Origin of the sequence: Costertonia aggregata, from assembly GCF_013402795.1 — a bacterium.
Classification (GTDB): domain Bacteria; phylum Bacteroidota; class Bacteroidia; order Flavobacteriales; family Flavobacteriaceae; genus Costertonia; species Costertonia aggregata.
The window spans coordinates 1,397,588-1,417,051 of the sequence record NZ_CP058595.1 but is presented as its reverse complement, the minus strand read 5'-3'; the positions used below and the strand labels follow the sequence as shown (position 1 = coordinate 1,417,051).

Annotated in this window: 21 protein-coding genes; 14 read left to right on the top strand and 7 right to left on the bottom strand. The window is 42.0% G+C overall.

Features of this window, described 5'->3' with window-relative positions:
• The first annotated feature begins 3 nt into the window (after positions 1–3).
• From HYG79_RS06570 to HYG79_RS06505, 14 genes are all read left to right on the top strand, one after another.
• A complete protein-coding gene (locus tag HYG79_RS06570; RefSeq protein WP_179241319.1) occupies positions 4–1,428 on the top strand; it encodes an FAD-dependent oxidoreductase in 1,425 nt (474 codons plus the stop codon).
• A 118-nt stretch (positions 1,429–1,546) separates the two neighbouring features.
• Positions 1,547–3,166 carry a hydantoinase B/oxoprolinase family protein gene (locus HYG79_RS06565; RefSeq protein ID WP_179241318.1) on the top strand — a complete coding sequence of 540 codons (1,620 nt, stop codon included), beginning with the start codon at positions 1,547–1,549 and terminating at the stop codon, positions 3,164–3,166.
• A gap of 10 nt (positions 3,167–3,176) precedes the next feature.
• Entirely contained in the window at positions 3,177–4,364 is a 1,188-nt protein-coding gene (locus HYG79_RS06560) for a class I SAM-dependent methyltransferase (protein WP_179241317.1), read from the top strand.
• Between the two features lie 41 nt (positions 4,365–4,405).
• Positions 4,406–4,768: a hypothetical protein gene (locus tag HYG79_RS06555; RefSeq protein ID WP_179241316.1), complete on the top strand. Its 363-nt coding sequence runs from the start codon at positions 4,406–4,408 to the stop codon at positions 4,766–4,768.
• Complete coding sequence (locus HYG79_RS06550) at positions 4,768–5,193, top strand: nuclear transport factor 2 family protein (RefSeq protein ID WP_179241315.1); 426 nt, start codon at positions 4,768–4,770, stop codon at positions 5,191–5,193. The genes HYG79_RS06555 and HYG79_RS06550 overlap by 1 nt, the downstream gene beginning before the upstream one ends.
• A 15-nt stretch (positions 5,194–5,208) precedes the next feature.
• On the top strand, positions 5,209–6,303 hold the full coding sequence (locus HYG79_RS06545) for a CpcT/CpeT family chromophore lyase (protein ID WP_179241314.1): 1,095 nt from the start codon (positions 5,209–5,211) through the stop codon (positions 6,301–6,303).
• Positions 6,304–6,392: 89 nt separating this feature from the next.
• Positions 6,393–7,349 (top strand): VOC family protein, encoded by a 957-nt coding sequence (locus tag HYG79_RS06540; protein ID WP_179241313.1) that lies wholly within the window; start codon positions 6,393–6,395, stop codon positions 7,347–7,349.
• Positions 7,350–7,359: 10 nt separating this feature from the next.
• Complete coding sequence (locus HYG79_RS06535) at positions 7,360–8,259, top strand: DUF1838 family protein (RefSeq protein WP_179241312.1); 900 nt, start codon at positions 7,360–7,362, stop codon at positions 8,257–8,259.
• Positions 8,260–8,271: 12 nt separating this feature from the next.
• On the top strand, positions 8,272–8,742 hold the full coding sequence (locus tag HYG79_RS06530) for a redoxin domain-containing protein (RefSeq protein WP_179241311.1): 471 nt from the start codon (positions 8,272–8,274) through the stop codon (positions 8,740–8,742).
• Between the two features lie 7 nt (positions 8,743–8,749).
• Positions 8,750–9,700, top strand: a complete 951-nt coding sequence (locus tag HYG79_RS06525; protein ID WP_179241310.1) for a formylglycine-generating enzyme family protein — start codon at positions 8,750–8,752, stop codon at positions 9,698–9,700.
• A gap of 29 nt (positions 9,701–9,729) precedes the next feature.
• Positions 9,730–10,443, top strand: coding sequence for a chromophore lyase CpcT/CpeT (locus HYG79_RS06520; RefSeq protein ID WP_179241309.1), 714 nt, complete (start codon positions 9,730–9,732; stop codon positions 10,441–10,443).
• A 12-nt stretch (positions 10,444–10,455) separates the two neighbouring features.
• Entirely contained in the window at positions 10,456–11,457 is a 1,002-nt protein-coding gene (locus tag HYG79_RS06515; protein ID WP_179241308.1) for a VOC family protein, read from the top strand.
• Positions 11,457–12,020 carry a hypothetical protein gene (locus tag HYG79_RS06510; RefSeq protein WP_179241307.1) on the top strand — a complete coding sequence of 188 codons (564 nt, stop codon included), beginning with the start codon at positions 11,457–11,459 and terminating at the stop codon, positions 12,018–12,020. The genes HYG79_RS06515 and HYG79_RS06510 overlap by 1 nt, the downstream gene beginning before the upstream one ends.
• Position 12,021: 1 nt before the next feature.
• Complete coding sequence (locus HYG79_RS06505; RefSeq protein WP_179241306.1) at positions 12,022–13,287, top strand: MFS transporter; 1,266 nt, start codon at positions 12,022–12,024, stop codon at positions 13,285–13,287.
• A 67-nt stretch (positions 13,288–13,354) separates the two neighbouring features.
• On the opposite strand, the gene HYG79_RS06500 is transcribed toward HYG79_RS06505, so the two are convergent.
• The 7 genes from HYG79_RS06500 to HYG79_RS06470 all read right to left on the bottom strand — a co-directional run bounded on the left by HYG79_RS06500 (position 13,355) and on the right by HYG79_RS06470 (position 19,414).
• Positions 13,355–13,786 carry an MDR/zinc-dependent alcohol dehydrogenase-like family protein gene (locus HYG79_RS06500; protein ID WP_179241305.1) on the bottom strand — a complete coding sequence of 144 codons (432 nt, stop codon included), beginning with the start codon at positions 13,784–13,786 and terminating at the stop codon, positions 13,355–13,357.
• Positions 13,722–14,375 (bottom strand): MDR family NADP-dependent oxidoreductase, encoded by a 654-nt coding sequence (locus HYG79_RS06495; protein ID WP_179241304.1) that lies wholly within the window; start codon positions 14,373–14,375, stop codon positions 13,722–13,724. The genes HYG79_RS06500 and HYG79_RS06495 overlap by 65 nt, the downstream gene beginning before the upstream one ends.
• On the bottom strand, positions 14,375–14,809 hold the full coding sequence (locus HYG79_RS06490) for a VOC family protein (RefSeq protein WP_179241303.1): 435 nt from the start codon (positions 14,807–14,809) through the stop codon (positions 14,375–14,377). Before HYG79_RS06490 ends, HYG79_RS06495 begins: the two co-directional genes overlap by 1 nt.
• Before the next feature lie 150 nt (positions 14,810–14,959).
• Entirely contained in the window at positions 14,960–16,111 is a 1,152-nt protein-coding gene (locus tag HYG79_RS06485) for a carbon-nitrogen hydrolase family protein (protein ID WP_179241302.1), read from the bottom strand.
• Between the two features lie 7 nt (positions 16,112–16,118).
• Positions 16,119–17,114 carry a VOC family protein gene (locus HYG79_RS06480; RefSeq protein WP_179241301.1) on the bottom strand — a complete coding sequence of 332 codons (996 nt, stop codon included), beginning with the start codon at positions 17,112–17,114 and terminating at the stop codon, positions 16,119–16,121.
• A gap of 9 nt (positions 17,115–17,123) precedes the next feature.
• A complete protein-coding gene (locus tag HYG79_RS06475; RefSeq protein ID WP_179241300.1) occupies positions 17,124–18,620 on the bottom strand; it encodes a flavin monoamine oxidase family protein in 1,497 nt (498 codons plus the stop codon).
• Positions 18,617–19,414: a DUF1838 family protein gene (locus HYG79_RS06470; RefSeq protein WP_179241299.1), complete on the bottom strand. Its 798-nt coding sequence runs from the start codon at positions 19,412–19,414 to the stop codon at positions 18,617–18,619. Before HYG79_RS06470 ends, HYG79_RS06475 begins: the two co-directional genes overlap by 4 nt.
• Between the last annotated feature and the right edge of the window lie 50 nt (positions 19,415–19,464).

Here is a 19,464-nt window from a genome sequence, read left to right as displayed (position 1 = left end):
AAAATGGTTTACGATATTCTTATTGTCGGTGCAGGAACTTCAGGAATGGCGTGTGCGATTACTGCGGCTGAAAGAGGTCTGAAAGTGGGCGTTCTTGAAAAAGCGGATTATGTCGGTGGGGCTATGCACTGGTCCGGTGGTCACATGAGTGCCGGGGGAACACATCTTCAAAAAGAAAAGGGTATTGAAGATTCCCCGGAAAAACACCTGGCGGATATTTATAGAATAAACAACAAATCAGGTGATTTGGACCTTATTGAAAAAGCGGTTTATGAGGCGCCAAAAACCATTCAATGGTTAGATGATATTGGTATGGAATGGGCTCCGGAATGTCCTAGAATAATTTATGGTCACGTAGCTTACGATACCCCTAGAACCATTTACGGTCCAGAAAAGGCCATGAGTATCTATAAAGTGCTGCTTCCTCTTTGGGAAAAGTATGTAGCTAGTGGAAACATTGATATTTATTTTGAACATTCCTTTACAGGATTGGGAAAAACGGGAGAAAGGTATGATACGGTAGTTTGCGACACCCCTTCGGGGGAGCAAAACCACGAAGGAAAAAATATAATAATTACGACAGGAGGCTATGGAAGCAACCCTGCCTATTTTCAAGAAAAACATGGCGACATTCCTTTAGTGAGCAGTTGTTATCCAACGGCGACAGCTGATGGTCATATGGTTGTCGAAAAGCATGGGGCACAATTTCGTATGAGTGATTTTCATTTGCCGAGTTTGGGAGGCATGGAAGAAGAGGCCGGCAGTGGGCGTGTAGATTTCAATAAGGCCTGGGCCATGGTATTGACTTCTGTCTATCGTCAGCCAAGGGACATTTACGTGAATGCACACGGTAAAAGATTTATCCGGGAAGATGAGGTAAGCCCCGAAACGCGTGAACTGACCACGATGAAACAACCGGATTGGTGTTTTTGGGTGGTCTTTGATGAAAAAGCCCTGACCTCGAATGACCATAATGGAAATCACAATCCCATAGTGATTGGCTGGACCGTGGAGCAAATCAAGGAAGAAGCTAAAAAGAATCGAGCGCTGATGATGGCAGACACTATTGAAGAACTGGCTGGGAAAACGGGATTGCCAGCGGATAATCTGAGAAACACTATTGAGCAGTACAATACAATGGTAGAAACGAAATACGATCCTGATTTTGGCCGTGAATTCTTAGAGGATTCAATTCAAGAAGCACCATTTTATGCATTGAAGGTACATGCATCTGTATTGGTCACTTTCGGTGGAATCAAAGTAAACAAAGACTTACAAATTTTAGATACCGAAGGTGAACCTATGGAAGGCCTGTATGGAGCAGGTGAATTTTTAGGCCTTGGCGCTACAAGCGGCAGTTCTTTTTGTAGTGGCATGGCAATTACCCCTGCCTTGGGCTTTGGAAGAATTTTAGGAAGAACCCTTTAATCCAAACGATAACGAAATTGTGTGGAAACCAAGTCAAACATCAAAGTTTTACGCTCAAAAATAAATAGTTAATTAAAAATTAGTTAACTTAGTTAACTAATTTTCTAGCATTAGTTTTATGCAAGTAACCAAAACAAAATTTGACCCAATTGCACTAAGTATACTCTGGTCAAGATTGATAAGTATTGTCGACGAGGCAGGTACAACTTTGCAGCGCACCTCATTTTCTACGGTTACCCGCGAATCAAATGATTTTGCGGTAGTTTTGATGGATAGAAAGGGACGTTCAATAGCGCAGTCCAGTGTTTCTGTACCCTCGTTTTTGGGAGTACTTCCTATTTTGACAAAAGCACTTTTAAAAGATTATTTTCCTGAGAATACTTGGAGAGAAGGTGACGTAGTCATGACGAATGACCCTTGGTTATGTGCCGGGCACAAACCCGATATCGGTATTGTCTCGCCAATTTTTCACAAAGAGAACTTAATAGGGTTCATAGGGACCATAGCACACTCGCCTGATATGGGTGGTGTACTTTGGGGTGCAGGTTCTCGCGATTTGTATGAGGAGGGATTGATGGTGCCGCCTACAAAATTAATATCCGCAGGAAAGCCTAATCATACGCTGTTCAGTATTTTAGAGCACAATGTGCGAGCTGCAGACCAAACTATCGGTGACATTCGTGCACAAATTGCGGCGAACGATCAAGGTATTCGTTCGTTGATGAAGTTGATGCAAGAAAATGATTTGACCGATTTACAAGATTTGGCCGATGCCGTTATCAACGCCTCAGAAAAAGCCATGCGTGAGGCATTGTTGGCTGCCCCGGACGGGAGTTATTCTTACGAGTATGATACCGACGGCGATGGACTCGGAAATGGTTGCCACTTTGAAATAACGATTAATATCAAAGGTGATGAGATTCACGCCGATTATACGGGTACTTCTGGAGCACATCCTTTGAGCATAAATGCAGTGTTGAACTATACTTTTGCCTATACGGCATACCCCATTAAATGTACTTTCAGTCCAGATGTGCCTAATAACGATGGGTCTTTTTATCCTATAAAAGTAACCGCGCCGAAAGGCTGTTTGGTGAATGCACAAAAGCCTTCTCCTCTTGGAGCGAGGAATATAACTGGGAATATGTTGCATTCCGTCGTGTTTGGGGCCTTGGCAAAAGCGGTTCCCGAACAAGTGCAAGCAGACTGCGGTAGTGCATGCTGGTGTATCGTATTAAACGGGGAACATAAAGGAAAAGAGTTCGTGGAATATTTCTTTTTAAATGGTGGATACGGCGCAAGACCCAATATGGATGGCGAACACGTACTGAGCTTTCCGACCAACGTAGCGAACGTTCCTATCGAGGTTCTGGAAACGGATGTCGCTGTACGGGTGACGGAGAAATCATTGCTTAAAGATTCTGCTGGGGAAGGTAAATTCAGAGGTGGCTTAGGGCAGCGTTTCAGTTTTGTCAATGTAGGAGAAAAACCTTTGAACATCTCCTTGTTGACCGAAAAGACACAAACTCCTGCAAAAGGAATCTTAGAAGGGAAGGACGGACAAATGGGTTCCATTCAAATCATTCCGGAAAGAGAATTTCCACCAAAGGGATTGGATAAGTTGTTCCCAGGTGAAGAATTGATATTGACACTTCCCGGAGGTGCTGGATACGGCAGCCCCGCGGATAGAGATAAAGCTGCAATAGCAGAAGATAAAATTTTAGGATATATTAGTTAAAAAGAAAGTTATGAGCGTACGAAACTTACCACCGGTGTATAATAAAATTGCACAGCATGCTGTTTTCCCCGAGATGAATCATGATGAAAGAGCTAGATATAATTTTTTGGCGAATTTGAACAAACATTTGGCACATGTATCTACAGGTAATAAAGTGGCCTTTGAAAATAGGGTTGAACCTAAATTCGAGAAAGAACACGGTAGAAAAATAGCATCCACCGAAGAACTAAAACAAGCGATAAGCAAAGATGCCCATTACCAAGTTTGGTCTTCCTTAAGAAGAAGTACAATGGAAATGCGTCAACAAGCTGGGCGTTCTATCGTTTTGCGCCAAGCGGCGGAATTACGTGATAAAGTAAAAGCTCTAAATGAAGGTAAAGACTCATTGATACTTGATGAAAGTGTGAAGGTGCCGCCTTATTTATTGGCATGTGACAATCACATTATGCCCGGCAGTTATCATACCGAGCTTATTGAGGATGACGTAACCCCCGCTGCCAATTACGATACAGGGCTTTTCGTCACCACAGCAGGACTTTTAGGCCGCTACAGCGATGGCGGAGGAAAAGCCATTGTTAGCTGGGTAAGGAAAACCTATCCTGATTTCAATCCCAAACGAATTCTGGATATCGGTTGCGGTATGGGTCATAATGTATTGCCTATCGCAAAGGCATTCCCAAATGCTGAGGTTATCGGTATTGATACGGGTGCGCCCATGCTGCGTTATGCCAATGCCCGTGCGGTTGATTTGGGTATCACCAACGTGAAGTTTATGCAGATGGATGCCGCTAAAACAACCTTTGAAGATGAATCTTTTGATTGGGTGCAGTCCACCATGTTCTTTCATGAAACGGGTGGAAAATCCATCTATAAAATTATGGACGAAGTGTACCGCGTATTAAAACCTGGGGGATTGACCTTGCATATAGAACAACCACAATATACGGATGACATGAGTCTTTTCGAGAAGTTTATCCGCGATTGGGATGCCTTATATAACAACGAGCCTTACTGGTCAAAAATGCACGATATAGAACCGGTCGATTTAATGAAATCTTCAGGATTTAGGGAGGAAGATTTTATGCAAATTGGAGCCAAGGCAGAAAACGACTTGGACGATGGTTCCCAAAAAGCGGATGAACCCGAAGACCATGGTCGTTCCCCAATTTGGAATGTATTCGGTGCTATTAAAAACTAAAAGTTTTCCGCTTGTGCGAAAATGAAAATTGAACTTGTAAAATGGAAGAAAAAATTGATTATATAAAACTGGCCTCTAACAAACCCAAAGGCAAACGACCTTATTTTCATGATGACCCAGCCGTAGAACGTGTCCTGAATATTACCATGGCTGTAGCCGGTGAATTAGCAGTGATGCGTGAACGAATGGATAGTATTGAGCGTTTGTTAGAGAAAAAAGGTGTAGTGACCCGGGAGGATATTGAAACCTTTGTTCCTGAAACCAAAGAACAAGAGGAACAGCGCCAGACATGGCATGCTGAATATATCGGCCGCGTACTACGCATTGTACAGCAAGAGCAAGAAGAACTGGAAAACCCCGATAAATCTTTGGAGGAAATTGCCAATGATATCAATGAAATGTAATGGCAGTACTTCAAGAAAGGATTCGAAAATTCTGGAATGCCATATCGGAACGTGATATCGATGAAATCAGAAATGGATACTGTCCAGATGAAGATACCTACGTCGTGTTGGAAGGCCCGCGTTTGGCGACCAAAGGTTTCAGTATGATTATGAAAGGATGGGGAGATTTCGTGACCTCCTCGATTTCTCTGGATAAGATTGTTTGGACGGAAGGGCCCTATGAAGAAATTGTAGGCGATATGGGTTGGATTGGTGGCGTGACCGACTTGTACATTTCCATTGGTGAAAAGGAAATTATGACTACGTTTCGCTCATCCTTCGTGATGAAAAGAATAGACGAAGATTGGAAAATCAGGCACGAGCATGTCTCAGCAGCGCACCCCGACCCTTATGGCGTGGGAGATTGGCTAAAAAAAGATAAATAACCAAACCATATATTCATGAAACCCATTAAGAAAATAACACTGACCTTTTTTTTAATGGGTTTTTTAGTGTGTCAAAGTCAAGAAAAACAAAAGAAGGCAAATGCAAGCTCACCTACTATGGGCCAATCATCAAACGTAAAAACAAAACGTTTGGCAACAACTGTTGAACCTAATCGTAAGTTTTCCTACCCTGAACGCGAATTGGATTACCTCATGCATATATGGGAAGGCGAGTATGACAATGTGGAGCAGCTTGATTTTGATAAAATACAACTGAAAGAAGGGCAAAAGGCTCCTCACGAGAGAGTGCACGCCTCAGTAAGACAATTTCAAAATTCCAATTTTGGGGTAGGTGCGGTTTACGTCGAAGAATATCGAAATGATGATCCGAGCAATATTACCAGAAAATGTGTGTATCAATTGTTTCCGGATGATACCGAAAAAGCGATACGGGTGAAGGTTTTTCATTTTGAGGATAAAACAGCTGTCTTGGCAGCAGGGCATTCTTTTGACAGAATTTCGAGTTTGACTCCAGAATCCGAGGCCTTGGTTGAAGGTTGTGAAATGATACTGCGACGTAATGGTAACGGATTTTTAGCAAAAACCGTAGATAAGAGCTGTAATAAAAGTACAGACGGTCAACAGACCACAGATTATCAATTTGGCATAACTGAAGATACCTTTGAATTTCAAGAAGTGAAGTACGACTTTGGGCAACGTTCGGCCGATGATGAACAAGTGAGTGCCTACCAATTGGAAAAAGCAAGATGCTTTACCTGTATGTTGGATTTCCCAAATGATACCAACGGTCGCCCTACGGTAACTAAATATTATATAGATATGTATGACCAAGGTGGTTCATTTGAATTTGAATACCCTGATGGGCGTCAAATGCATTTTGGTATGCGAAATACATGGTCTTTCGGTATGCACAGAGAGACTTTTGTCATTTATATTGTGGATAAAGCAACCCAAAAAACCTTGATATATTCTTGGGGCAATCCAGGAGCCGACCGTATAGGTTTTAACCCGGGTTGGGTTCGCGTGCAATGTGATTTAAAGACTCCTGGAAATCTAAAACTTCAGCAAGAATTACGACCGGGTTCGTGATGTGAACCCGCAATAAGATTAATTAAATTAATAGTTAATGTAGTTAACTATTTTTTGTATCTTTTCAATCCATAAGAAAAAAGAACACCTTGTATCAATTAAAAACCATATTAGAAGTCGTTTACAGCGTTGGGGACATGGAAAAAGTAAAAAGTTTTTTTTGTGATTACGGCGGACTTTCAGTTGTGGGAGATTACAAATCCGATAGAACGGTTCTTGACTTTTGGAATTTGAATACTTCGGTAACGGCAGATGAAAAATTGATACGGTTCGAGAATCACGTGGCGGGTTCCTTACGGTTGGTCAAGTATCATCATGTAGAACAAAAACACATTCGCTCTTCTCAAAACCCCTGGGATATCGGCGGTATTATGGACATCAATCTGCGCGTACCGGAAGTAGCACAAACCTTTGATGAAATTCGTGATTTAGGGTGGCACGGTCTGAGTGACCCTTTGTTACAAAAAATGGGTCCTTTTGAACTGTATGATATTTTAATGAAAGGATATGATGATATTATTATCGCTTTTACGCATCGGGTGCAGCCCCCTTTAGAACTTCCCGAAGGGTATAAAATACCTTCACATGTGTATAATTCTTCACTTACCGTAAAGAACCTGGAAGAAACACAAGACTTCTATGTCAGTAAACTGGGTTTTTCGCTTTTGAACGAATATGAGGTAAAGAAAGACGCTCCCATGGAGAATATGTTCAACATCCCTATGAATATGATACAGGATGTCACCTGCAAAGCAAATATTTTTTCCTTGGATGGCACACGTGATGTCATGTTTCAAGCTTGTGAGTTCGAGGGAGTTACCGGAAAAAACTTTTCAAGCCTTGCGATTCCTCCAAATAGAGGCTTATTGATGTATCGTTGCGAGGTTGAAAACGTAAGTGAATATTATGATGCCCTCGTAAAAAAGGAAGTTGTGATAGAACAACAATTACAAGAAATTACTATAGAACCATATGGCAAAGTAAACTGCTTTTCACTGCGAAGCCCCGATGGGGTTTGGTGGGAATTTTTAGAACTGAACACTTAATACAATCACAATGAAAACAAAAATCACGGTATTTTTCGGCATGTTGTTTATGCTCTCCATTCAGGCACAGAAAAAAGAATTTAAAGGCCTTGAGGCCCTTCAGATGCTTCAAAAAACGGTTTGTAATACTCTTGAAGAAGGGAAGCCGGTTTATGGTATGTGGGAAGGCCGCATGTACAGTCGCATCGAGGGTGAAAAAGACAAGAATATTTTTAATGTGTTGGGCATCAACGTTCGGCAATGTGATTGTGTGGGAGACGATGTAAAAGGTCAGGGATTTCGCAGTGTGGGTCGTGAAATCATGATGTACTTAGACCCGGAAACTAATGAAATTTTAGATACCTGGGAAAACCCATGGACGGGAGAAACCGTTGAGGTACTTCATGTGGCAAACGACCCTGTTAGTCTTCGCAGCTATATTTATGAAAAAGATGACAAAGGCCAAGACAGAGCTACTTTTTCGTTTCGTCAGTACGGTGATGTGGCGGTAACATCATATGAATATCCTCTTTTTTACGACAACCCTTTAGGCGGTGAGTACCAAAGTGCAGTTGGGGGTAAGTACCACGCCATGGAAATATTCAACACCTACTATTCCACCGAAGAATTGACGAATCCGAAAATCAAGGACCTTGAAAGATCAAGTATTTCCTGGTCTCGTATTTCTCAATGGTTACCGTGGATGAATATGGGGGGCAAACAAGGCGTTATGGTAGTAAATTCAACTGGCGAAAGTGTTTTGGACAAGGATAAGATATGGCCTAGAATCCAGAAAATACTTGAGGAGCGCTATCCCCTGTACATGAACCCTCCCGCAAAGGACGATAAGAGGAAAAATGAAACGTCTTGGACGGTTTACAAAAAGTATATGGCAGAAAAAGCCAAAATGGAGAAAACCGAAAAAGAATAAACAATTTGTAAAATGGCAGAAGTAACTACAGGACAAAAAGCTCCGGATTTTAAATTGGTAGGCACCGATCTAGAACCGATTCAATTAAGTGATTATAAAGGCAAAAATCTCATACTCCATTTTTTTCCCTTGGCATTTACAAGTGTTTGTACGGAGCAATTATGCACGGCAAACGGGGAAGAAAATGACTATGCTTCGTTGAATGCCGAAGTGGCTGGCGTGTCTGTGGATTCGCCTTTTGTTTTAGACAAGTTTGCCAAAGAGAATAATTTGAATTTTAAGTTAGGCTCCGATTTTAACCGGACTGTAAGTAAGGATTATGGTGTTCTCTTTGATGGTGATTTTGCGGGAATGACAGGTTTCTCAATGCGATCCGCTTTTGTCATCGATGGCGAGGGAATCATACGTTATTCTGAAACTACTGATGGAAAGACCTTGCCCAGTTTTGAAAATATAAAGAAAACGCTTCAAGAAATTAACTGACGTTAAAATGAGAATACTACTCCGATTTAGTGTATTGGCATCACTGGTCTTTACAATATCAAGCAACGGTATCTCCGAAAAGGATGAGATAGATACCTTTACCGATTGTGAAGGTTGCCCCGAAATGGTGGTAGTTCCCAAGGGATTTGTATACATCGGTTCTCATGAGGAGGAAATAGGTCGCAAACGTGCCGAACGTAATCGCGTAAAAGCGACTATTGCCAAAGATTTTGCCATTGCCAAAACCGAAGTCACCTTACGGCAGTTTCGCAGATTTATGGAAGAGACAAAGTACAAATCTAAAATTCCCATTCGCGATGGTGAACCGCTCGTTGGCTGCAATTACTACGATGGCAAAAGCTACGGTTATGTTGCCGGGCATAGTTGGGAAAATCCTGGTTACCCACAACGAGAAGACGATCCGGTCGTATGCGTAAGTTGGAGCGATGCCGATGCTTATGCGAAATGGCTCAGCAGAAAAACGGGCCGTGCCTATCGTGTACCTTCGACGGTAGAGTTTGAGTATGCTTCTAGGGCAGGTAGCTCCACACCTTGGTATTGGGGCACAAATCCCGAAGACGCTTGTGAATATGCAAACATTGGAGACCGCACTTTTGCCGATAAATTTCCTATGCGACCTTCTTTTCCATGTTCTGATGGATATGTTTACACCACAAAGGTTGGACGTTTTAAACCGAATAAATTTGGTTTGCACGACATGGTAGGCAACGCTTGGGAATGGACTAATGATTGCTTTCAAATAGATTTGAACAATGCCCCTGTCGATGGTTCATCTTGGACGGATAATACCGATGATGCTTGTACTTGGAGAACCCCAAAAGGAGGAAGTTGGATAAGCGGGATCGCTTGGAGCAGGGCCGCCGTTAGGTCTCGAGACGGGGCGGATTATCGGAGCTTTATGCTAGGTTTTCGAGTGGCAGCGGAAATAAAAAAATAGTTAAATGGTAAATAGCAATTATGAAAATCATGATTAAAAAATTAACTTATATCATCCTTTTGGTGGCAGTGACCATAAGTTGTAAGACAGAAAAGAAAGCAGAGGCTTCCGTAAAAGCGGAAGAAGATGTGGAAGAAGCAACTACTCCCGAAGAACAATTGGCTGAAATCATGGAGTTTTGGCCGGGAAAATTCAACAATGATAAACAAATCGCCACCGCAAAAGAAGCGGGTGAGGACGTTTGGATGCTAGATGGTACCGGAAAAGATGGTTGGCTTCAAGTAGAGTCGCACTATATTAAACTGAATAATCCCGCCATTGGCGAAAACGTATTGTATGTAGAAGAATATCGAGACCACCAACCCGATAGTATTTATCGTCAACGTATTTACACTTTAAGTATTGATTCTACCCAGACGATTCGTGTAAAAATGTGGCCGTTCAAGGACAAGAAAAAATATGTTGGGGCTTGGAGAAATCCTGAAATGTTGGATAGTTTGACCGTTGAAGAAATTAGTGCCTACCCTGATAAATGTGATTTGATTGTTGAAAAACAAGGTAATGTGTACAATATGAACATGAATGGTAAAGATTGTGCTTTTGGCAACAGTGTCTTTAATTATCAAATAAAACTGACTGAAGATATGTTCGCGTATCGCGATAAGATTACTGAACTAGATACGGGCGATGTAATTTCCACGGCAGCCAACTATGCCTATCATAATTTAGACAGAATAGAATAAAAGTGAATAATTATGCGGAAAGCAAAAATAAACATACCTAACGGAATTGGCGAAGGTGCTTTAACAAGCTACATTCATACCGCCACTTTGTGTACGGTTGACCTAGAAACCTATAAACACTTTTATGGTAAGGTCATGAAGATGCAAATCGATGCGGTAATCTTGACCGATGAAGAAAAAAACAAACACAAAGCATTTTGGAATGTTCCGGAAGATATAGATTTTGATTTGTATCACTGCTATCGTGCAACCGTACCGAGTCTCATTCAATTACGGATCTTACATTTGAAATCGCCAACACCACAAATACATAAAAGTTATAGCTCTTACGAATTGGGTACCTTTTCCTTAGGTTTTCCAACATCCGATGCCAAGGCAATGGACAAGAGAATGCAGGAATACGGTGTTAAAGCCATGGCACCTATGCAATTAGGGGATATTGTTCGTGCAAATGGTGACAAAGGGCATTATTTGGAAACCATTTATAAAGGACCCGATTATTTGCACTGCGTGGGGATTGAACGGGTAAACTATCCGCAATTGGCCCCTTGTGACCCCGCAGACGGATTTGGAGGTCCTGGATATTCCGCTTTTGTCGCAAAGGATTCCGATGCAGAAGTTGCTTTCTATACCGATGTTTTGGAACATCATATTTTATTTGATTCGGTCTGGGAAGCTGCCGAAGATGGTGCTTTGGGAGTGAACCCTGGAACACCTTTTCGTTTTTGTGGAATCTATGCTCCTAAAGCAGCGCAAAATCACTTTTTGCTGTTAGACTTTAAAGATGGTAATATGATTGATACGGGAGTGCAAAGTTGCATCCCCAATCAGGGTCTCGGTATGTACACTTTCCAAACTGGCGATATTGAAAAAGTAGTACGGAACGCAAAAAGCAAGGGGATTACGATCAAATCGGAAATTCAGGAAGTATCCGATTATATTCTAGGGGATGGCAAAGCTTGTCTCTTGGAAACACCCAACGGCATGTATGTAGAAATTTTTCAAGCAGGATAATGGACAAAGTATTGAAAAGGTTTACGGATATATTATGTGGTACGTTAGATAATACGGCACAAGTTGAAGCAGAAAAGCAGGCTGGTAAGCAAATACATCCGTATGCAAAGCACGTAACCGATATATTTAGCCATAGGGTCTTCAATCGGCCCGAAGGTCATGAAGGTATCTATGTGTTGGAGGAAAGTTATTATACCTATCCGGGTAAAAAAATGGATATTAAACCTTTACTGTTTTACCTGACCTCCGATGGTAAAAGCAAGGTTTTTTTACAGTCAGTTCAAATACCTGAAAAATTTAATGCCGCCGAAGCTACCAATGCCAACGCAAATTTTGTCTTAGATTACAATGACCTCTCTATCCGACCTTTTGGAATAGCCGAATATAGCTTAATGGAAACCAATCAATTTACCACAAACCATATTGGCATAATAGGTCCGGGAATGACCTTTCAACTCACAGAAACACTTTCTGACGGGCATCTGTCCGTTATGGAGATAGTAAGAAAAGACGGGATTAAGCTAACCCCTTATGATACACCAATAGAATATATAAAAATATAGTATGAGCGATAAACAATCATTTGGAGTATTACTGGGAATAGCGATATTGGGTACCATAACACTTGTTGTGACCAATGGGATGACTATTTCGGGCATCAGCGTTTTTGATACTAGTATTTTAGAGGAATTCGGGTGGTCTCGTTCCGAGCTAAAATTACGTAGTCTGATCAATCTGGTAGCTTCATCGCTCATTATGCCCTTTGTTGGGGCTATTATCGATAAATATGGGGTAAAGCGTATGCTCATCATTGGTCTTGTGGTTATCGCCGGGCTATTGTACACTTATTCCCTTATCACTTCTGCTTGGCAGATGTATACAATCCACTTTCTTTTTGCCTTTGCCGTTTCAGGGGCAGGGACCCTCGCCGTAATCATAATGGTTTCCCAGCGCATTCGAAATAATAGGGGTACCGCGATAGGGATTGCGCTGGCAGGAACTTCGCTTGGAGGCATTTTGGTTCCGCAAATGGGCATTAGATTGCTTGAAAATTTTGGATGGCGTGGTGCTTTTCAATGGGAGGCTATCGTTCCCCTTGTCATCGCAGTGGTCATTTTTATTTTTTTGAAACCTATAAAGTACAAGCATAAGGCCAGCGAAAAAGTAGTTGAGGACGATGAGACGGGACTGGTCGAATTTTCGATTCAGGATGCCATTAAAACACCTGTTTTTTGGGCCATTTGCTTTGCAGGTATATTTTGTTTTTACAGTATTTTAGGTATTATCGACAATCTTTTTCTGTATTTGAGTGAACTGGAATTTACACCACAGGAAGCGGCCAATGCTTTTAGTATCTTTTTTGCGATTATTTTGGTGGCTAAATTAACATCAGGTGTTTTTACCGATTTTATTGACGAGCATAAGTTGTTTAAAGTACAATTGGCCCTAATGATAGTAGGTGCTTCACTACTGGCAGTGAATTCAGCTTCACTGATATGGCCCTCTTTGATATGTATCGGTTTGGGTTGGGGCGGTCTGTACACCCTTTTCAATTATATTATCATTACCACCTTTGGGGTAAAGTCCGCTGGAAAAATCGGCGGATTAATATCCTTTTTTGAAGGTGTTGGCTCAGGACTTGGTATGTGGCTCACCGCCTTTATCGCAGATCAAACGGGATCGTACAGTACCAGTTTTTGGGTAATCGTAGGGTTATTGTGCATAGCATTTGTCATCAGCTTCTTTATCAAAAAGATAGCACCTTCCCAACCGCTTGAAGTACCCGAGAATATTCACCCGAGCGAAATTGCAAAACCAAAGGTAACCTAGCTCTGGCAGTTATATTTGGGTTTTCTTGTTCATGTGCCACAAAAGCGTTCGGAAACAGATGATGCCATTAAGCAACCCTGACCATTCGAGTTCCGCCGCGTGTCCCCTTATATAGGCTGATCAATGCATTTGGCATTTCCTCTATACCTTGGCCAATGTCTTCTAGGGGTCTTAATTTATCTTCGCGAATCCAGGGTGCCAATTGTTCTTCATATTTGGGGTATTCTTTTTGATAATCGTAAACAAAGAAGCCTTGCATTTTGGCGTCCTTCAATCCAATACGATACATATTTCGCGGTCTGTGGTATTCTTCAGGCGTAATCAAATATTCCGAGATACGGCCACAGATCGCGATGCGCGCCCTTCGATTGATTCTGCCTAAAACTTCATCTAATAACCTGCCGCCAACGTTATCAAAAAAAACATCTATCCCGTTAGGGAAATAGGTGTCTAAATTTTTTACACATTCCTTGGGCCTTGTAATCAATGGCATGGTCATAGCCCAAGGATTCAGTCAGCAAGGTACATTTTCCAGTACCTCCGGCAATGCCCACCAGGGTGCCGCAGCCCAGTGCTTTTGCCACAAAACCTGCCATGCTGCCCACGCTACCTGCCGCACCTGAAACCAGTACCGTTTCGCCCTTTTTTACCTCGCAGATATCTTGCATGCCAATGACAGAGGTAAAACCGTTCATCCCTAAAGCGCCCACCCCGTAAGATGGACTCAAATCGGTCGTACTCATCTTGTAGGTCATAAAATAGGGCTCATCTTTAATAACACCATATTCACGCCAACCCAATTTGGTCTGCAATAAGTCACCAACCTTAAATTTTGTGCACTTACTTTCTACCACACGGCCCACACCCCTGCCAATCATCACGTCACCTATATTCATTGGTTTCTCAAATGAAGTTTCATTGGTCATATAGCGCAGCATTATAGGAGCGACCCCTAGATAAAGCGTTTTGACCAGCACCTCACCGGTTCGGATGGTGGGAACGGGAACTTCTTGCAATAGAAAATCAGAGGGTTTTACAAGTCCCTTTGGCCGTTTGGCCATGACCCATTGCCGCATCTTGCCCCGCATTATTTCTCCATTAATTGATAAAGTACGATCAAATGCCCATCAAAATCAACAAAGGCCTGCTCAATAAACGTAGCGTACTCATTTTCATCAGTTTTAACATCCGTAGTTTGTAAACCAAGTGCTTTGATTTTTGAAATGACGTTTTCCAGGTCATCCACTTTAATTACTGAAGCTGACATGTGAATACCTTCTTGTTTGGGCAACTGAACACCTTTGATTTCGGTTAAAGCAAAGGTGCGTTCTTGTGTAGGGCTATCCATTGTGGCGAAATTCAAATCTGCCTCATTTGGAATATTGAATACAGGGTAGGAAAACGAATCTTTTTCAGAAGGTTGAATGTAGTTGATTGTAAACCCCAAGACATCTCTGTAGATTTGAAGCGACCTTTCTAAATCTGCTACGCAAAGCGTAATTCTTTTGTATAGTAAAGACATATTTATATCATTGGTTTATATTTTGAATCTTAAGGATTCCCTGATGGCTCTGCCTTGGGTTTCCAATTTACCTCTCCTCGTTCGTCCGACGACCAAAGGGAGAGGAATGCACCGTTCAGAACTACTATTTTCGGAAGTTCTGGGTGAGGTCTACCAAGTGGCTTTTTTTGGTGGATCGTACCTACTGATGCTATCAATAAGTAGTTTCATTTCTTGGCCTGTTTTTGGTAGTTTTTCTTTTTCCATTTCCAAATGATTGATAGGTACCTCGGCTTGATATTGTTCAAAGACAGGTTGGGTCATTTCTAAGGCATAATTGGGAATGGTTCTATCTTTTCTAAAAGCGGCAATCGGAATTTTAGCCTCCACAATACCATCTTCCTCCTTACTGGGGTGTTTGGCCAAAATATCTCCATTGGGTGCCACGATGACCGATTCGCCAGCATCATAGCCTGTACTTTCTGGAAGCGTGAAGTTGGCCATTGCCGAATAAAAATCGTTGCTCCAAGCTGTGAACACAACATCTTCTTCAGCAAAGAGTGTTGCAGTTCTTAACATTATTTCGGTGCCGCGCATGGCGAAGGCCGCATATATAAAAGGGTCAAATTGTACGGTACTCACGGCAATATTGCCAAACTCGGTTTGCAATACCGGAAACTCTTCTTCAATGCCATACTTTTCACGATAGGCATCGCGAACCGCTTCAATGGTGGTAGTAGTTATTTCACGGTCTTTGTAAATGCGTTTGATGTTTCTGGATTTCCAGAAGGTTTTAGCAATTTTGCCATCTCTGCCTAAGACCGTGTTGATACTCAGAATATGGTCGGGCCATTCGGTATCACGCACGTAGCTTCCGAAAACAACATAGCAATCACACTTTTTAGCAATTTCTCCGATACGTTGGGTCTCAGGTCCCGGAACTTCAATGGTAAAGGGTAGTTTATCTTGCCGGGTACCTGAAGAATATCCCGTTAACGGAAACTCATGAAATAGAATAATGTCAGGTTTATCGCCTTTGGTCATGGCCTGCTCGGCCATTTTTTCCATGTAAGACATATTTTCTTCTAAGCCCTCCTCTATTGTTGAAAAACCGGAAAGTGATTTCACTCTGGTCTGCATGACTTTGATTACCACCGAATCTTTTTCCAATGGAACTTTGGGATAGGTGCCGTCTGGTTGAACTAAAATCGTTTCTGCTGAAATTGAAGAAGTGCTAGTTGGTGTTTCCGTCTTATTCTCTTTACATGAAATAGCAAAAAGAAGCGATAGAAAGGGTATGAGTAAAATTGTTTTTATTTTCATAATTATATTATTCAATGAGTTCTATAAATTCTAACCATACCCCATCAGGCGAAAGAACCGAGAATATTTTTAGATTTCCATACGGAGGGACAGTTACGGTTTGTACTTCTGAGTTTAATTGTAATCCTCTTTCTACTAAAGTTGCGGCATAGTCATCCGCATCGCTAACAGGGAAGCGATACATTAGGATTCCTAAGTTGGGTGGTTTCGCAAATTCAGCACAGTCCCGTCCTTTGAGTTCATTAGTTTTTAAGTATTCTATGGAGCCAAAGTTGTTAATGTCAGGGCGTACAATGTCAATGGGGACCGTTATTTCATGATTAACATTGGGTGGAATACCAATTACATTGTGTCCCGTTTCTCTATCCAAACCTGGGGATCGAAAGAACATTTGGAAACCTAACTTGTTAATAAAAAAATCATAGGATTCCGCCATGTCGCTCACAATAACCGAAGAATTAAAAACTCGACTAGTCTTTTTCATGTGGTCAAAATCCAAAAGAGGTGGTGCAAAACGCTGCATGAATGCAATGACAATTCCATCGGGGCCTTTCATTAAAACTTCTGACACGTCATATTGGCCAAAGACATAACGTTTGGGTTCTGAAACACCGTTCCAGCCCTCATCTTGCAATTCTCGATACCACGAATCCATATCGGGTGTTCGCATATTTATATCGAAAATACCGCCCGTGTCCCAAATATTGGTTGCGGAACGTATTTGTCGTTGTTCCACATTTTTAAATTGTATTAAACGAACAAATCCTTCATGGTCACCATCGTTGTGAAGGATTGCTTCTTCCCATTCTACTGAATCATCTAGGGACCACATATTTTTTAATGTATCAGAACTTTTTTCGGTACTAATGAGTTTCCAACCACAATTGTGTTGAAAAAAGTCTACCCATCGATTCATATCAGCAACACTAAAAACGACCTCTTGAAATCCCTTGATATTGGAATCCTTTTCTGAGAAGTTGAGGTTGTGTTTGATGCTAGCCATTGCTTTTTATTACCCTAGTAAATCCATTAATTCAAAAGCGGCGCGCTCCCCTGATTCCATGGCACCTTCCATACCTCTATTCATAACGGCGGTATGTTCTCCGGCAAAGTGTATTCTTCCAATGGGGTCGGCAAGACTGTTCGAAAAATCGGTGATCTCACCCGGTTTCCAATAGGCATAGGCACCACCTGCATAAGGGTTGTTTACCCATGTCCAATAATAGGTAAAGTCTAGTGCCCCTTTTAAACTGGGTCGCATGTCTTCCAGTGTTTTTGTAACCAAGGCAATAGCATCTTCTTGTTTCATCTTATCGATTTGAAGGGCGACCTTACTGTTTAAGAATGCTACACAACTCGTCACTTCGTCTGGATTTTGTAAATCGTTTTTCAAAGCCATAAAACGCCCGGCCAAATTATCGCACCACATACTGGGCGGTAATCCGTCTTCTTCCCAGTACTTTTTCTTCGGAACGTAATGGAGTTGTACCACCGGTGTATAATCCAAATTTTGAAATCCTTTTTGTTGCGCACCACTTACATTAGGCGAAATTTGAATACGTCGCAATGCAGATGCCGGTAAAGTGACCAAACAATAGGGAGCTCTTAGTGTATTTCCGTTGTTCAAGGTAATCGTTGTGGCATCAGCTTCTGAAGCAATGTTTTTTACGGGACTACTCAGCATAATATCTTGCTTGAAAGCAGTGCCCATGGCTTCTGGTAAACGTTGGTTTCCGCCAACAATGGCCCCTCCTTTTCCGGTGGATGCATTCTGTTGACCAATCCAAGTCAATATCTGAAAATACATCATAACGGAAATATTCTGAGCATCAACACCATAACTGGAGTTGGTGCCCATGACCAATTTGATATCGTCATCTGAGAAGCCTTCTTCCTTCAAAACGGAATATGTGGATTTGTCCCAATTCTTATATGTTGGGTCGCGCCATGCCGCTAGATCATTTTTGGGTAGCGGGTTTATTTTTCCAAAGTGACCCCAGGTAACGTAGGCGGGAAGTCCCTTTCTGTATCCTTCAGGTAGGGTATTAAGGTCATGGGTCGGCCATTCTTCGGGAAGAATGAAATTGTTTTTAATGCGATAGATCAGTTCTCCTTTTCGGGCTTCGGTTCTGGGACGCATCGGCCCCATAGAGACCCCATACTTTTGTGCTGCATCGAGTACTCGAGCATAACCGCCACCAATACCGTTTCCTCCTAATTCCGGATGCCCAGGCACATCACTTTCTTTCGCAGTATGTACTCGTCCGCCAAGTCTATCGGTAGCCTCAACAATTTTTACTTTAAAGCCCGCTTGTTCAAGAAGTAAAGCGGCATTTAATCCTGCGAGGCCTGCACCAACGATAATAACATCGGCATCCATTGTTTTTTTAGTGCCGCTTACACAGGAATTCAAACCAAAATAAAAAGGGGCCGCTGCAAGTGCAAGTCCACTTTTTTTAAGCATTTCACGGCGGTTGATGCCTTGTTGGGTTTTCTTTTCGTTTTTCATTCTTGGTCCCAGGTTAAAGGTGCTGCAAAAACATCGGGTTGCTTTTCTTCCGTAGCTTTTATGAAGTCAGCAGGAAGGTCTTCTTTGTTCATAAAAGTGCCTCCACTGGAAGTCCAAATCATATGGCCTGGGGTGCCAGCCATTTTTAACAGCGATAACCATGAGGTTTGGCTGGTCCAGTGGTACACTGCGGGAATATGGCTTAACGACCGGTCGTACAGGTATTTTTTATCAACATCATAGGTGTCAAGAGTCATTTCGGTACGCCATGTTTGGGATTTTTTCTCAAACCATTTGGTAAAAGCATGGCGTGTAATGTGCATTTTATCACCCATATCGGTAAATACCAAATCTAAAGGTGCACCAATAGCTGTGCTTTCCATGGTGAAACTGGCGTTCACTTCAGGACCTTTGGGAGTCATAATTCCACCCCGAATTCCCGCACGAAAAGAAGGAACGTCAACCACCTCACCCGTATACGGGTTTTTCACTTCACTTAGAAATTCACCTGTTTTTGGGTCTCTGTACAACAACCATCCTTTGGATTTGGTTTCTACATTACCATTGTCTAGTAACCTCATGATTTTCATACCGCAGCCAGAATAACGAAATACTTCTTTTCCAAAAACATTTAGACTATTGGGTCTATCGGGTCTAATACCAAAGACCCTTCCTTCCGAATAGGAAAAAGTCATTTTTCCCGATAGGTCACCCTGCATTTTTTCGAAAATCAAGAGTTTGTCCTTAGGATCGTCAAGGTTATAAGCGATTTCTTGCTGCTCCACTGCATCCATTTGGACAGTATTAGCTGACTTATTTTCTGAGGTGACCCAATTACAGCTCG

What these genes read in the sequence shown, in the direction of transcription:
- HYG79_RS06550 (WP_179241315.1), top strand. Translation starts at nt 4,768, where the DNA reads ATGGCAGTACTTCAAGAAAGGATTCGAAAATTCTGGAATGCCATATCG.
- HYG79_RS06555 (WP_179241316.1), top strand. Translation starts at nt 4,406, where the DNA reads ATGGAAGAAAAAATTGATTATATAAAACTGGCCTCTAACAAACCCAAA.
- HYG79_RS06525 (WP_179241310.1), top strand. Translation starts at nt 8,750, where the DNA reads ATGAGAATACTACTCCGATTTAGTGTATTGGCATCACTGGTCTTTACA.
- HYG79_RS06480 (WP_179241301.1), bottom strand. Translation starts at nt 17,114, where the DNA reads ATGGCTAGCATCAAACACAACCTCAACTTCTCAGAAAAGGATTCCAAT.
- HYG79_RS06565 (WP_179241318.1), top strand. Translation starts at nt 1,547, where the DNA reads ATGCAAGTAACCAAAACAAAATTTGACCCAATTGCACTAAGTATACTC.
- HYG79_RS06515 (WP_179241308.1), top strand. Translation starts at nt 10,456, where the DNA reads ATGCGGAAAGCAAAAATAAACATACCTAACGGAATTGGCGAAGGTGCT.
- HYG79_RS06530 (WP_179241311.1), top strand. Translation starts at nt 8,272, where the DNA reads ATGGCAGAAGTAACTACAGGACAAAAAGCTCCGGATTTTAAATTGGTA.
- HYG79_RS06520 (WP_179241309.1), top strand. Translation starts at nt 9,730, where the DNA reads ATGATTAAAAAATTAACTTATATCATCCTTTTGGTGGCAGTGACCATA.
- HYG79_RS06470 (WP_179241299.1), bottom strand. Translation starts at nt 19,414, where the DNA reads ATGGATGCAGTGGAGCAGCAAGAAATCGCTTATAACCTTGACGATCCT.
- HYG79_RS06490 (WP_179241303.1), bottom strand. Translation starts at nt 14,809, where the DNA reads ATGTCTTTACTATACAAAAGAATTACGCTTTGCGTAGCAGATTTAGAA.
- HYG79_RS06495 (WP_179241304.1), bottom strand. Translation starts at nt 14,375, where the DNA reads ATGCGGGGCAAGATGCGGCAATGGGTCATGGCCAAACGGCCAAAGGGA.
- HYG79_RS06535 (WP_179241312.1), top strand. Translation starts at nt 7,360, where the DNA reads ATGAAAACAAAAATCACGGTATTTTTCGGCATGTTGTTTATGCTCTCC.
- HYG79_RS06545 (WP_179241314.1), top strand. Translation starts at nt 5,209, where the DNA reads ATGAAACCCATTAAGAAAATAACACTGACCTTTTTTTTAATGGGTTTT.
- HYG79_RS06505 (WP_179241306.1), top strand. Translation starts at nt 12,022, where the DNA reads ATGAGCGATAAACAATCATTTGGAGTATTACTGGGAATAGCGATATTG.
- HYG79_RS06570 (WP_179241319.1), top strand. Translation starts at nt 4, where the DNA reads ATGGTTTACGATATTCTTATTGTCGGTGCAGGAACTTCAGGAATGGCG.
- HYG79_RS06510 (WP_179241307.1), top strand. Translation starts at nt 11,457, where the DNA reads ATGGACAAAGTATTGAAAAGGTTTACGGATATATTATGTGGTACGTTA.
- HYG79_RS06475 (WP_179241300.1), bottom strand. Translation starts at nt 18,620, where the DNA reads ATGAAAAACGAAAAGAAAACCCAACAAGGCATCAACCGCCGTGAAATG.
- HYG79_RS06485 (WP_179241302.1), bottom strand. Translation starts at nt 16,111, where the DNA reads ATGAAAATAAAAACAATTTTACTCATACCCTTTCTATCGCTTCTTTTT.
- HYG79_RS06560 (WP_179241317.1), top strand. Translation starts at nt 3,177, where the DNA reads ATGAGCGTACGAAACTTACCACCGGTGTATAATAAAATTGCACAGCAT.
- HYG79_RS06500 (WP_179241305.1), bottom strand. Translation starts at nt 13,786, where the DNA reads ATGACCATGCCATTGATTACAAGGCCCAAGGAATGTGTAAAAAATTTA.